General features: G+C 70.3%; 9 protein-coding genes. 3 read left to right on the top strand and 6 right to left on the bottom strand.

Annotated elements, in window-relative coordinates; translation table 11 throughout:
- Positions 1-173: 173 nt before the first annotated feature.
- Entirely contained in the window at positions 174-2,444 is a 2,271-nt protein-coding gene (locus tag H5411_RS30115) for an FtsX-like permease family protein (RefSeq protein WP_101436775.1), read from the bottom strand.
- Positions 2,441-3,136 carry an ABC transporter ATP-binding protein gene (locus tag H5411_RS30110; protein ID WP_101436774.1) on the bottom strand — a complete coding sequence of 232 codons (696 nt, stop codon included), beginning with the start codon at positions 3,134-3,136 and terminating at the stop codon, positions 2,441-2,443. The genes H5411_RS30115 and H5411_RS30110 overlap by 4 nt, the downstream gene beginning before the upstream one ends.
- Before the next feature lie 187 nt (positions 3,137-3,323).
- Here H5411_RS30110 and H5411_RS30105 point away from each other — a divergent pair, with 187 nt between their 5' ends.
- From H5411_RS30105 to H5411_RS30095, 3 genes are read left to right on the top strand one after another with little or no spacing between them, the layout of a single operon-like run.
- Complete coding sequence (locus tag H5411_RS30105) at positions 3,324-5,126, top strand: histidine kinase (RefSeq protein ID WP_183125780.1); 1,803 nt, start codon at positions 3,324-3,326, stop codon at positions 5,124-5,126.
- Positions 5,123-5,773 carry a response regulator gene (locus H5411_RS30100; RefSeq protein WP_183125779.1) on the top strand — a complete coding sequence of 217 codons (651 nt, stop codon included), beginning with the start codon at positions 5,123-5,125 and terminating at the stop codon, positions 5,771-5,773. The genes H5411_RS30105 and H5411_RS30100 overlap by 4 nt, the downstream gene beginning before the upstream one ends.
- A 30-nt stretch (positions 5,774-5,803) precedes the next feature.
- Positions 5,804-7,111 carry an amidohydrolase family protein gene (locus H5411_RS30095; protein ID WP_101436771.1) on the top strand — a complete coding sequence of 436 codons (1,308 nt, stop codon included), beginning with the start codon at positions 5,804-5,806 and terminating at the stop codon, positions 7,109-7,111.
- A 203-nt stretch (positions 7,112-7,314) separates the two neighbouring features.
- Here H5411_RS30095 and H5411_RS30090 read toward each other — a convergent pair whose 3' ends face one another.
- From H5411_RS30090 to H5411_RS30075, 4 genes are all read right to left on the bottom strand, one after another.
- Positions 7,315-7,992: an SDR family oxidoreductase gene (locus tag H5411_RS30090; protein WP_183125778.1), complete on the bottom strand. Its 678-nt coding sequence runs from the start codon at positions 7,990-7,992 to the stop codon at positions 7,315-7,317.
- A 52-nt stretch (positions 7,993-8,044) separates the two neighbouring features.
- Positions 8,045-9,727, bottom strand: a complete 1,683-nt coding sequence (locus tag H5411_RS30085; protein ID WP_183125777.1) for a hypothetical protein — start codon at positions 9,725-9,727, stop codon at positions 8,045-8,047.
- An 85-nt stretch (positions 9,728-9,812) separates the two neighbouring features.
- Positions 9,813-11,219 (bottom strand): DUF7850 domain-containing protein, encoded by a 1,407-nt coding sequence (locus tag H5411_RS30080; RefSeq protein ID WP_183125776.1) that lies wholly within the window; start codon positions 11,217-11,219, stop codon positions 9,813-9,815.
- A 54-nt stretch (positions 11,220-11,273) separates the two neighbouring features.
- Positions 11,274-13,355 carry a PhoX family protein gene (locus tag H5411_RS30075; RefSeq protein ID WP_183125775.1) on the bottom strand — a complete coding sequence of 694 codons (2,082 nt, stop codon included), beginning with the start codon at positions 13,353-13,355 and terminating at the stop codon, positions 11,274-11,276.
- Positions 13,356-13,389 lie beyond the last annotated feature (34 nt).

Genomic DNA, 13,389 nt, shown 5'->3' with positions numbered 1-13,389 from the left:
TAGATTCCCTCAAGGGGCCCTTCACGGGCTTCTGCGCCAGCTGGGAGCCACGCGAGTCAGCGAAGCGAGCCGAAACTGACGAAGGGCCGTTGCCGGGTTCCCATCCCCGGCAACGGCCCTTCGCTCCCTTCACCCCCGGTGCCGCCCCTCCCCCGACGAGGGGCGGGTGCCAGCTATTCGTCGGCCAGTGGTTCCGCCTGCACTCGCCTCAGCGCGGGCGTGCAGACCGACGCGCCGAGCAGTGCCACCCCGATACCGAGCACCACCGGCGCGGCGATCCACGGGCTGAACACCACCGACCCCCGTTCCATCGTCGCCATGAACAGCCCGAGTCCGACCACCACGCCGGTCACGCCGGCGCCGATGGTCGCCACCAGCGCGGGCAGCGCGGCCTCCATCCGCAGCGCCCGCGACAGCACCCGCACCGGCGTCCCCGCCGCCATCAGCGCGCCGAACGTCCGCCGCCGGTCCATCACCGAGCCCGCGGTCGCGACCGCCGCACTGCAGCCGGCGAGGATGCCCGCCGCGACGAGGCCGATCACCGTGACCCGGCGCAGGTCGCTGAGCTGCACCTGCTGTCCGTAGAGGTACTGCTCGCGGCTGCCGATTTCCTGCCCGACCGCGTTGGGCACCAGCGCGGTCCGCACGACCTCGCGGTTGGCCTCGGCGGTCGGCACGACAAGCGTGACCGTGCTCGGTTTGACGCCGGCCGGCACCGCGGACGGGTCGATCACGTACTCGCCGGAGTTGCTGTGCTTTTCCGGGTGATACGTCCCCGTGGTGACAGCGCCGAGCGGGGTGCCCGTGCTGTCCTCGCCGCCGTACCGCGCGACCCGCAGGTTGTTCGTGTCCAGCTGGTACGGGGTGTACAGGCCGACTCCCGGCTTGCAGTCCTGCTGGGTGATCCCGAGCCGGGTCAGCCTCGCGGCATCGGTGCAGGTCATGACGTATGCGCGCTGCATCGACCGGTAGTTCCCCTCGCCCTGCATCACGTAGACGCTGGCCACCGGTACGACGCGTTCGGACAGTCCGGCCTTCGCGAGCGTGGCGTTGGTCCGCTCGGTCGCTTCGGGGGCGCGGTCCGCGTTGACGTCGACGTACAGCGCCGAGTCCACGTACTGACGCCCGCCGCCGGCGAGGGCTTCGATCGACGGCAGCAGGGTGAGCGCCATCGACCCGGTGAACACCGCGAGCACAATCCCGGCCGAGGCCCGGTAAGAGCCCTTCGGATCGTTGCGCAGCCGACGTCCGGCCAGCAGCGACGACGGCCGCCGCCAGATCCGCACGAACGTTCCGCCGACCGCTGAGGTCACCCACGGTCCGACCACCATCGCCGAAGCGACCACCAGCAACAGGCCGACCAGCACCAGGTTGCCGCTGCCGCCGCTGCGCGCGCCGAAAACGGTGTAGAAGAAGAACAATCCGGCCGCGGGCAGCGCGAGCAACCGCCACCAGCGCAACGGTTTCACGGTGTGCCCGCCGGTCGCGAACAGCGGTGTCGTCACCACTCGGCGCAGGCCGAGCACCCCGGCGAGCACCACGAGCAGCGGGACCAGCAGCACGGCGAGCACGGTCAGCCCCACTGGCAGCGAGAAGTCCGCGGCGAGCCAGGTCCCGCCGTCCCACGGCACGAACGTGGCCAGGCCGCGCAGCGCCGGGCTCAGCAGCAGGCCGAGCAGAGCGCCGATGCCTGCCGACAATCCGGTTTCGGCGGCGACCATCGCGGTCACCTGGCCGGGAGTCGCCCCGGCCAGCCGGATCGCGGCGAGCCGCTGTTCGCGGCGGGCGGCGGTGAGCCGGGCCGACGACGCGACGAGCACCAGGCTCGGCACGAGCAGCACGATGATGCCGACCCAGGACAACACCGTCAGGAGGCTGTCCGGACGTCCGTGCCCGGTCGGGAAGGACGAGGCCGGGTAAGCGTCCTGGCCGGGCTGGTCCTGGTGTCCGTACGGGCGCATTTCCTGCGGGCTGTGCCCGACGAGCGCGACGAGCTGTTCCGGGTACCGCAGCGCCTCGTCGCCGAACGCGTCGACCGGCTTGCCGAACCGGTTCCCGAGCTGATCGGCTGGGGTGGCGTTGAGCAGTTTCCCGAGCGCGGGCGACACGATCGTCTCGCCGGGTCCGGGCAGCTGCGGGATGCCCGGCGGCAGCCGCAGCAGGTCGGCCCGGCCGGTGACCGCGATGTCGACGCGGGCGACCTGTTTGCCGTCGAAGTAGTCCTTGGAGGAGTTGACGAGCAGGGCGTTCTGCTGGCCGGAGTCGTAGCGGCCGCTGTTCTGCCACAGCGCCCGCTGCTCGCGGGCCTGCGTGGCGTACGGCAGTGTCGCGAGCAGCAGGACGAGCCCGGTCGCGACGGCGACGCCGAGCGCGGTGAGGATCGCCGAGGTGCGGGTCCGCCGGTCGCCGCGCAGCACCCGCAGGGCGAGCTGGAACGGGTTCATGCCGCGAGCCTCGTCGCGATCAGGCCGTCGCGGATCGCCACGGTGCGCGGCATCGATTCGGCGAGTTCCCGGTCGTGGGTCACCACGAGCACCGCGGCTCCGGACGCCTGGGCGGCGGCGAGCAGCGCGTCCATCGTCTCGCGGCCCGTGCGGGTGTCGAGCGCGCCGGTCGGCTCGTCGGCGAAGATCACCTTCGGCCGGTGGGTGAGCGCGCGGGCGATCGCCACGCGCTGTGCCTCGCCGCCGGAAAGCTCGCCGGGACGCCGCGCTTCCTTGCCGGCCAATCCGAGGGTGCCAAGCCATTCCCGCGCCGCGGCAATCGATTCGCCACGAGTTCCGCCGGCCAGCAGCGAAGGCAGTGCGACATTCTCTTCCGCGGTCAGCTCGGAGACGAGCATTCCGGACTGGAAGACAAAACCGAATTCGGTGCGACGCAGTTCGCTGCGCCGCTTTTCGCCGAACTGGTCGATCCGCTGTCCCTGCAACCAGATTTCGCCGCTGTCGGCGCGCAGGATCCCGGCCAGCACGTGCAGCAGCGAGGTTTTGCCGGAGCCGGACGGGCCGACGATGGCGATCGCCTCGCCCGGCTGGACGTCGATGTCGATTCCGGCCAGCGCGTGCTGCTGCCCGTAACGCTTCACCAGTCCGCGTCCCGACAACACCGGTCCGGCGCTCAGGTGTGGATTCGTCATCCGCCAGCTCTCTCCCTGTCTCCGTCATTCGTCTTCGACTGCGACGGAAGGCAGCTTCTCGGATTCGAGCGGGTGTCCACTTCGGGCAGACGGCCGGTACCTGACCGGCCTGCCTCGGCCGATCGGCCGATGGCGACGAACCACGTGGCCAAGGTGCGCGCGGGCACGAATCCTCTACCGTCACGGTGTGCCGCACACCCCGCCGTCGAAAACGTTCGCCGCGCGAGCGACCGAACTCGCCCGCCGGCTCGACATGTCCGTGCTCGTGTTGTTCGCCGCGTTGGCGTTCGACCTCGTGTTCGTGACCGACGCGGCGCTCGACGACATCGGCCCGAAGTTCGTCGATCTCGGCCTGTTCCCGGGCATTTTCGCGATGGCGGCATGCGCGCTCTGGGCCCGCAAACGCGCGGCGGTGGCGGGCGTATTCGGTGCGCTGGTGCTGATGTTCTGCACCTTCGCCATCCGCTATCTGAACATCCCGGCCTATTCGAGCGTGCTGGCGAACCTGTCCATCACCGAGGTGGTGGCCGGGATCGAAATGGTCTACTTCCTCGCCCGCCGGGCCCGTCCCGGGGTCGCGTTCGCGGTGATCAGCGCACTGGTCATGGGCGCGCTCACCGCGGTGTTCGGCCGCGGATACGACAGCAGGCTCTACACGAGCAACGTCTTGCAGTCGCTGCTCTTCGGGTTCCTGCTCCTCGTCGCGGCGGTGACCACCGGCGCGGTCGGGCGTCCGCGCCGCGAACGCGACCCGGCGACCGTGGAACGGCTGCGGACCATGCACCGGTTCACCGAACTGGTGCGCGGCCAGTGGCCGTTGATCGGCATGCTCGGCATCGGCGTGCTGGTCGAATTCGGCTACACCTACGAAAGCGGCAGCCGCGGTTTCCCGCTGCTGGCCTGCTCGATCGGCGCCGCCGCGGTCACCGCGTTGTCACCACGCCGTCCGCGGGATTCGATCCTGGTGGTGGCCGGGCTTCTCCTGCTGTCCGCGCTGATGACGCCGTTCCTGCATCCGAGCCACAGCTACCAGTTGCTCGGCGGCATCCCGCCGACTCAGATCGTGGCCGGGTTCGGCGTGGTCGTGAACGTCGTGCGGGCCGTGCCGCTCGCCCGGGCCTGGCCGCGGATCGTCGTGCTGTCCGGCGTGGTCGCGATCGGCACGATCCTGAACTTCAGCCAGTACCGCCCCGGCCGCCTGCTCACCGACCCGGCGACGCTCGGGACGCTCGCCACCGTCGGGGTGCTGCTGCTCGGCATCGCCATCGCGATCGGTCTGTACCTGCGCTCGCGCGATTCCGAACGCGCGCAGGTCGTGAAATCCGCGGTCACCGACGCGCAGACAGCCGAGCGGATGGCGTTGGCCAGGGAACTGCACGACGTGGTCGCGCACCACGTGACGGGGATCGTCGTGCAGGCGCAGGCCGCGCGGATGATGGGGGAGAAGAACCCGGAGCTCGCACTGGAGGCGATGGGCCGGATCGAGAACGCGGGCGTCGAGGCGCTCGCCGCGATGCGCCGCCTGGTCCGCAGCATGCGCGGCGACGCACCGGCCGGTTCCAGCGAGTTCAACGAGCAAGCGACCACCGACCTGGCCGCTGACCTGCGCAAACTCGTCGACGCGGGCAACCACGGCATCCCGACGCAGCTGCGGCTCGACCTTCCGGCGGACCTGCCGCACGAGGTCGGCCGGTCCGCGCTGCGGCTGGTCCAGGAGTCGCTCACCAACGTCGGCAAGCACGCGTCGGACGCCACCGAGGCGCTCGTGCTGGCCGAGGTCGTCGAAGGCGAACTGCACTTGCGGGTGACCGACAACGGCAGCGGGCAGACTCATCGTCCGGCCGGCGGATCGGGCGGATACGGTCTGGTCGGCATGCGCGAGCGCGTCGCGCTGCTGCACGGCAGGCTTTCGGCAGGCCGCGAGCCGAACGGCGGCTGGCGGGTCGAGGCGTGGCTGCCGCTCGAGGCGAACGGGGAGACAGACGGGTGATCCGGGTACTGATCGCGGACGACCAGGAAATGGTGCGGATGGGTTTCCGTATGATCCTGGACGCCCAGGACGACATCGAGGTGGTCGCGGACGTGCCGGACGGCGTCTCCGCGGTCGCCAAGGCGCGTGAACTGCGCCCGGACGTCTGCCTGCTGGACATCCGCATGCCGGGGCTGGACGGGCTGGAGGTCACGCGGCAGCTGGCCGGGCCGGACGTCGCCGACCCGCTGAAGGTCGTCGTGGTCACCACCTTCGACCTCGACGAATACGTGCACACCGCGCTGCGCAACGGCGCGAGCGGCTTCCTGCTCAAGGACGCCGGACCCGCCCTGCTGATCGAGGCGGTGCGCGCGGCCGACCGCGGTGACGCGCTGGTGTCTCCGCAGATCACCGTGCGGCTGCTGAAGCATTTCGACGGTGCCAGCACCAAGCGCGAGGCGTCGGCTCCGTCCGAGCCGCTGACCGCGCGCGAGCTGGACGTGGTGAAGGCCGCCGCGCGTGGACTCACCAACACCGAGATCGGCGCGGAGTTGTTCCTGTCGCTGTCGACGGTCAAGACGCATTTGGCTTCGGTGCAGGGCAAAGTCGGCGCGCGTAACCGAGTGGAAATCGCAGCTTGGGCCTGGCGTAGCGGCGTAGTGGATTAACCGCCACTGGGACGCCCGTACTATCTCGTTATGTCGCGTCGCTTCCACGCCCCGGTTGTTCTGCCCGCCGATCCGTCCTGCTCCCTGCTCCGTGACGCCGTCGTGGATGTCGACGACGCGGGCCGGATTTCGTTCGTCGGACCGGCTTCGAGCGCACCGGAGTTCGCCGGCGAGGAGACCCGGCTGACCGGAATCCTGGTGCCCGGCTTGGTGAACGCGCACGCGCACAGCCCGATGACGCTCCTGCGCGGGATGGGCGGCGACCTGCCGCTGCTGCGCTGGCTGCGCGAGATCATCTGGCCGACCGAGGCGAAACTGAAGCCGGCGGACGTGCGCACCGGCATGCTGCTCGGATCGGTCGAAATGCTCCGGCACGGCGTGACGACCAGCGCGGAAATGTATTTCGAGGGCGAACAGCTCGTGGACGCGGTGCTCGCCACCGGCGGCCGGGTGCTCGTCGCCCCGCCGGTGATCGAACTGCCCGGCATGGACTGGCGCTCGACGCTGGCGGCGATCGACCGCTGGATCGACGCCGACGGCCTGCGGTTCGGTCCGGGAGAACGGATCGAACTGGGTTACGGCCCGCACTCGGCGTACATGCTGAACCCGGACGGACTGCGCGCGACTGCGGAATCGGCGGCCGCGCGGGGTGCGCTGGTGCAGATCCACGTCGCCGAGGCCGCCGCGGAGGATGTCGAGCAGCGCAAGGAACACGGCTCGGTGCCGAAGCTGCTGGATTCGCTCGGGATGTTCAACGGCCGCACGCTTGCCGCGCACGCGATCCATCTGTCCGATGAGGACATCGCGATCTTCGCCGCGCGAGGCGTCGGAATGGCGCACTGCCCCGGCTCGAACGCGAAACTGGCGTCGGGGATCGCACGGATCAAGGACCTGCGCGCGGCGGGCGTCGCGATCGGCCTCGGCACCGACGGCCCGGCGTCGAACGACGACATCGACCTGTGGGAAGAACTGCAGCTCACCGCGATGCTGGCGCGGCTGGCCAACGATGACTCCACCGTGGTGACCGCGAAGGACGTCTTCCTGATGGCCACCCGCGGCGGCGCGGAAGCACTCGGCCGCGACGACCTCGGCGTACTGGAGCCGGGCCGCTGGGCCGACCTGGTACACGTCGACCTCGACGACCCGGCGTTCGCCGCCGGCCTGGACGTGCCCGACGAGCAGCTACTGGCGAACCTCGTGTGGGCCGCCGGATCTCGACGAGTGCGCGACGTATGGGTCGCAGGCGAACAGGTAGTCGCCGACGCCGAACCGACCCGAGTCGACCGCCGCGAGATCCAGGCGACAGTCGCCGACACCGCCGCCCGCCTACGCGCCTGACCCGAAAACCCCACCAAACCGCAGCAGACACACCCGACAACCAGGCACCCAGCCCCCGCCCTGCACCCCGATACGAAGCCTCCCTGCGGTTGGTGGGTTCTTGTCAAGGCATCTTTCCCGCCTTGACAAGCACCCACCAACCGTCAGCACAATCCGGCTTCGGGGTGCCCACCGCACCACTCCCTAGAACCGGAACGCGGACCTCAACGCGGCCGAACCTGAATCTCCGTGAAGTGCGCCTCCGGAGTAGCCGTCACCGCGGTAAGCACCGCCGTCGCCACCGAATCCGGCCGCAAATACTTCTCCGCCTCGTACTCGCCACCCTCCTGAGCACGGGCCTCGCGTTGCATGTCAGTGTCGGTGCGACCTGGAAAGACAGACGTCACACGCAGACCCGGTTCCTCCGCCCGCAGCGAGTCGGCGAAGGCGCGGACGGCGAATTTGCTTGCCGCGTAAGGGCCCCAGCCCGGGCGAGCGGTGTAGCCAGCACCGGAGTTGATCACCACGACGTGGCCGTTCGCGGCGCGCAGCGCGGGCAGCAGCAGCCGGGTCAGTTCGGCCACCGCGATGACGTTCACCTCGAGGTTCGTGCGCCAGACGGAGGACGGCGAGTCCGCGACCGTGCCGATTTTGCCGATGCCCGCGGAGTGGACGAGCACGTCCAGCCGGTCGATCTTGCCGGCCGCGGCTTCGAGGGAAGCGGCGTCGGTGAGGTCGACCGGCCACGGCTCGGCGCCGGGCAGTTCCTCGGCCACCTTCGCGAGGGCGTCGGTGTCGCGGCCGCCGAGGAGCAGGCGGTGCGTCGGGGAGAGCTGGTGCGCGATAGCGGCGCCGATGCCCCGGGAGGCACCGGTGATCAAGGCGAGCGGGAGGTCGGTCATACCGGCCACGGTAGGCGTCTGCCGCTGATTCGCCAGTCCGGGGAGTCGTCGGTCACTTCGCCGGGGCGCACTGCGCCGCGGCCCACGGATCCCGGGGGTAGCGGATTTCCGTCCGGTGCACCGCGCCGGTGAAATTGTCGATAAACCGACTCCAGGTGAGGGGTTCGCGGGTCGAGGCGAGCACGTCCTGAACGTCCGGGCAGCGCAGCGCCTGGCGGGCGGCGTCGAGTTCGGCGGGCTGGAATATCCGGATCTGGCCGTCGGTGGCGTAGTCCCCGCGTCCGGCTTCGGCGACCTCCCAGGCCCCGACCAGCCACTTCGAGTGTCCGGGACGGCCGTTGGGGATCGACGACGAGTGCGAGGCGAGGTCGCTTGCCAGGCCGTAGCCGTCGTGGATGCGCACGTCGAGCGGCGCGATGTTGCTGATCGCGCCCATGCTGTCGGCCGCCATGGTCACGTACGGCCGGTCGGTCGGGAAGCGGAACCACTGCTTCACGTCGCCATAGCTGTAGACGAGCACCGCCGGCTGCTTCGTCGCTTGCACCGCCTCGACGGCGCGACGGATGACGTCCTGTCCGAGGTAATCCGTCGCCAGCACCGGGTGCTCGTGTCCGGTCGCCCAGGACCAGTACGCGCGTTCGTCGGTGACGCTCACCGCGAGATGGGTGCCTTCGTACGGCACGCGCAGCCAGCCGCCCGCGACTACCGCCCACACGGCAACCCCGGCGCCGAACGCGATCGTCTTCCGGGTCACCGGGATCGCCATGACCGGAAGCAGCAGCACGAACAACGCGGGCAGCAACATCCGGCCGTGCATGAAATCGCCGCCGACGCGCACGACGTACAGCGCGAGCAAAACCGCGCCCGCCAGCGAAGCCAGCAGCAGAATCCGCGACCGGCGAACCAGGATCGCGGCAATCACCAGCAACAGCAACGGAATCCACAGCACGTACGGGTCGAGCAGATCAGCCAGGTACTCGAAGCCGCGCGGCCAGTCGGCGTTCGCCGCTTCCTTGGCGAGCGCGGTGTTCGGGGTGAGCAGACCGTAGTAACCCATCCGAAACACCTGGTATGCCAACGGAATCGCGATCCCCGCACCGAGCCAGCCAAGCGCGGCAAGCCATCGCGGGCGGCGCAGCAGCACGAGGGCGACGAAGCCGATCACGCTGAACAACGCCAGATCCGGTCGCACGAGCGGGCCTAATCCGAGCACGATCGCGGTGGCGACCGGCGCTTTGCCGCGCACCAGCAGCCACCAGCTCAGCCCGAGCCACAGCAACACCAAACCGGTTTCCAGCCCGGAGGTCGCGAAATCCCGGAACGGCGGGAGTGCGCACACGACCAGCGCACCGGCGGGGGCCACTGATCCGGCGTAGAGCCGACGGCAGCCGTCGAGGCCGAAGAAAAGGCCGCCGACCGCGCACAGCAGGCCGGTGATCACCGCGATCCATTCGAGCGGCGGCCCGGGGATCGTGCCGACGCCGGCGAGAAGCCAGGTCCACAACGGACTCGTGCTCGCCTCGACGCGCTCGCCGATGTTGAACACCGGACCGTTCCCGGCCAGGATCTGCCGGACGGTGCGGAGCACGAGCAGCCCGTCGTCGCTCATCCACCGGCGATGCCAGGCGAGCACCGTGTACAGCACGAGGACCGCCGCGGTGGCGGCCCACGTCCAGGCCATCGGGCGGCGATACCACGGGTGCGGGTCGTCGAGCGCGCCGGCGGCCGCGGTCATGATTGGTCCAGACCTCCCCGAGACGTGGTGTTCAGCCACAGTCTCGCATCCGCCGGGAAGCGACGCTCAGTGGTCGCCGCCGAGGTCAGCGAGCGGACGCGGCGGAGGCGGTCGGGGCGGGTGGCGCGGTCGGGGTCGGGGGTGCGGGCGGGACGGTCGGCACGGGCGGGGCGAGGCCGATGTCCAGGTCCATCCGCTCGCGGTCCTTGCCGCCGAGGGTGAACAGCGAGGTGCAGCCGGTCGCCGGGTCGACGGCCGAGTCCATGCCGGGCGCACCCGCACCGCGCTGGGTGACGGTGAACCCGTCCGGCAGCTTCGACACGTCGAAGCACACCTGGTAGGTGCCGTCCTTGCGCTGGTCGAACAGGTAACTGCCGTCGGCGTTCGTGCGCGCGGTGGCGAGAGTGCCGCCCGCGCCGTCCTTGAGCGTCACCGGCAGATCCGGGAAGCCGGGTTCGTCGTCGTCCTGTATGCCGTTGCGGTTCAGGTCTTTCCACGCCCGGTCGCCGATCTTGCCGACCGCCGGCTGCGGTGTGACGGTGACCGTCGCGGTCGCCTTCTGCTCGGCGAGCGGCCCGCCCGGGCCGGAGCCAGTGACCTTCGCGGTGTTGACGTGTCCGTTGTCGTCCTCAGTCAGGTTCGGGTGGTCGCAGGTGAGCTCCCGCGACGCGCCGGCCGCGAGGTCGAACGCGCCGGGAAGGCCGGAGCACCACGGGTCTTTCACGAGCAGCGCGGTGAGCGGCTCGGAGCCGGTGTTGGAGACGGAGATGCGGAAATGCGCGGCGTCGCCGGCCGGGATGGCAGCCGACGGGCCCCACGTTCCGTCCGCCGGATTCCGCACCTCCATCTTCACCGCGAACGCGGCGAGAGCCACGTGCACGCAGTCCCACAGCACCCAGTTGTGGTTGGTACTGGCGAAAAACGAGACCGCCGCGGTGTCGTCCGGCGCGGTGACCGGCGGCACCTGTTGCTGCGCGAGCTTGCCGTCGGAGGCGATGTCGTGCGTCACCGCGACCGGTTTCTCCACCAGCACGCGGCCGGTGCGGTCGGCGAAGCTCAGCCCGGTGGTCGCGCTCGCGTGCGAACCGAGGCCGGATTGGGCCGTACCCGTCCACACCGACAACGCGTATTGCCCGCCGGGCACGGCTTTCACCTGCTGGCTGGCCGAGCTGACCCGGCCGTCCGGCGTCTGGATCTGGGCGTTGACGTGTCCGTCGACCGCGTACGCGGTGCTGGTGACCAGCTTCGGCACCCGGTCCGGCGGGGTGCTGCGCGGAACCGGCGCGGCGGGGGTGAACAGGTACCCGCTCGGCGGTCCGCCGGGCGAACCGGCGTCCTCCACGCTCGGGTTGGCCGCGATGCCGCCGCAATCCGGGGCGCCCTCGGCGGGCGCCGATCCGGGAGTGACGACGGCGAGCGCGCCGACCAGCATCGCAGTGCCCGCCGCCGCGCCCGCCGTACGTCCGATCGCGACTTTCCTTGCCCGCCTCACGCGGTGAAGCTAGACCCAGGAAGCCCGTTCGGCGGTGAGAAACACTCCAAAGTGTTACCGGCGGCCGATCTTGCCGGGCACTCCGAAGGCCCCCTTCTTCCACACCGACACGATCGCCGGCCGCGGCTGCGAGGTGCCGCCGTCCGGCCAGTGCGAGGTCGGGTTCGCCGAACTCGGCGCGTCCTCGCCGGGATGCTGCACCGCGACGAGCACGAGGTTTTCGGTGACGACCGGACCGCACGTCTCGGCGCCGACCGGCACCGACAGGAACTGCTTCACGTGCCCGCGCTCGGGACCGGTCACCGGAACCGAGAAGAGGCCGTCGTTCGCGCCGAGCGTGTTGCCATCGGTGGAGATCCACAGGTTGCCGTGCGGGTCGAACGCCACGTTGTCCGGGCACGAGATCGGGCTGACCTGGTCCTTCGGGAAGCCGCCGAAGTAGGTGTCGGCCGTGGCCGGGTCGCCGCAGACGAGCAGCAGCCGCCAGGAGAACCGGGTCGCGGCGGCGTCGCCGCGGTCCTCGTCCCATTCGAGGATGTGCCCGTTTTTGTTGCGGGTGCGCGGGTTCGCCTCGTCCGGGGCCGCCTTGCCCGCCGCGCCGCGGTCGGAGTTGTTGGTGAGCGCGGCGTAGATCCGGCCGTTGACCGGGTTCGGCTCGATGTCCTCCGGACGGTCCATTTTGGTCGCCCCGGCGCGGTCGGCGGCCTGGCGGGTGAACACGTAGACCTCCTCGGCGGTAAATCCGTCCACAAAGGACTTGTCGCCGCTGGCAAGCGGAATCCACTCTCCGGTGCCGTCGAATTCGCCGTCGGCGGGCAGCTTGCCGGAACCGTCGATCTCGCCCGGGCTGTTGCCGGAGAACTTGGCGACGTACAGGGTCCCCTCGTCCAGCAGCGCCGAGTTGTGCCGCCGGGCGAGCGCGGAATTCCCCTTCTTGTACTTGCCCTTCGAGACGAACTTGTAGATGTACTCGAACCGCTCGTCGTCGCCGGAGTACACCGCGACCCGGCCGTCCGCGGTGATCTTGACGTTCGCCGCCTCGTGCTTGAACCGGCCGAGCGCGGTGTGCTTCACCGGCGTGGAATTCGGGTCGTTCGGGTCGATTTCGACGACCCAGCCGAACCGGTTGGGCTCGTTGGGCTCGCGCGAAACGTCCCAGCGCTTGTCGAAGCGCTCCCATTTGCGCGTGCTCTCGCCGGTGCCGACCGCGTACCGCTTGAGCCGCGCGGCTTCGGTCGGATCGGAGACCTTGTCGGCGTGGGCGAAGTACTGGTGGAAGTTCTCCTCGCCGGACAGCACGGTGCCCCACGGCGTGACACCGCCGGAGCAGTTGTTCTGCGTGCCGCGCACGCGCTTGCCGGTCGGGTCGGCCGACGTCTTGAGGTACTTCGAACCGGCCGCCGGACCGCGCACCTCGAAGATCGTGTCGAGCGTGATCCGCCGGTTCAGCGGGCTCGGCACGGTGCGCAGCGCGCCGCCGATCGGGTCGCGCAGCGTCTGCAGCACCGACAATCCGTGTGCCGCCCAGGCAATCTTCACCTGCTCCTCGGTGGGGTTGGCCGGGTCGTACTGATCGGCCGGGAACAGGTGCACCTCGGTGGTGTACTCGTGGTTGACCACCAGCAGATTGCGCAGGCCGAGCGGGTCCTGCGGAATCAGGCCGACGAAGTCGTTGTTGTAGCCGAACTGCTTGGCCTGCGCGGCGGCGGTCTGCTTGCGGAAATCGAACTTCGGCGCGCCGGGGACCACCGGGTCGCCCCAGCGGATCACCACGTGCTGGGCGTATCCGTCCGGGATGCTGACGGCGTCGAGCTTGTTCGCCGGCACCGGCGTGAAGTCGGTGCCGGGCACCGCACGGCCCTTCGCCAGCGGGGCGGGAGCCTGGGCCGGGGCGGCCGCGGCAGCAGTGCCGGACAGGGCCGCGAACCCGCCCGCCGCCGCGGCCATCACCGCACCGGCCTTGAACACGCCGCGCCGCGAGACGCCCTTGGCGATGTCGCCGAAGTAGTCGTTGCCGGTCGGGTTCGGGGCCTCGTGCGCACACGCGTTGCCGCAGCGGTACTCGCAGGTGATCGGTGACCGGCCGCCGGAATGCGCGGTGAACAAGGGCAGCAGTCGTCCGGGCTCCAGGGACACGGGGCCTCCAGGGTCGCTTCTCGGTGGGAACGCA

It is taken from the genome of Amycolatopsis echigonensis, from assembly GCF_014174495.1.
Taxonomy (GTDB): Bacteria; Actinomycetota; Actinomycetes; order Mycobacteriales; family Pseudonocardiaceae; genus Amycolatopsis; species Amycolatopsis echigonensis.
The sequence above is the reverse complement of the archived record's forward strand: the minus strand, read 5'-3'. Positions and strand labels throughout refer to the sequence as shown.

Coding starts and splice junctions, on each gene's coding strand:
- H5411_RS30115 (WP_101436775.1), bottom strand. CDS start 2,444: ATGAACCCGTTCCAGCTCGCCCTGCGGGTGCTGCGCGGCGACCGGCGG.
- H5411_RS30110 (WP_101436774.1), bottom strand. CDS start 3,136: ATGACGAATCCACACCTGAGCGCCGGACCGGTGTTGTCGGGACGCGGA.
- H5411_RS30095 (WP_101436771.1), top strand. CDS start 5,804: ATGTCGCGTCGCTTCCACGCCCCGGTTGTTCTGCCCGCCGATCCGTCC.
- H5411_RS30090 (WP_183125778.1), bottom strand. CDS start 7,992: ATGACCGACCTCCCGCTCGCCTTGATCACCGGTGCCTCCCGGGGCATC.
- H5411_RS30085 (WP_183125777.1), bottom strand. CDS start 9,727: ATGACCGCGGCCGCCGGCGCGCTCGACGACCCGCACCCGTGGTATCGC.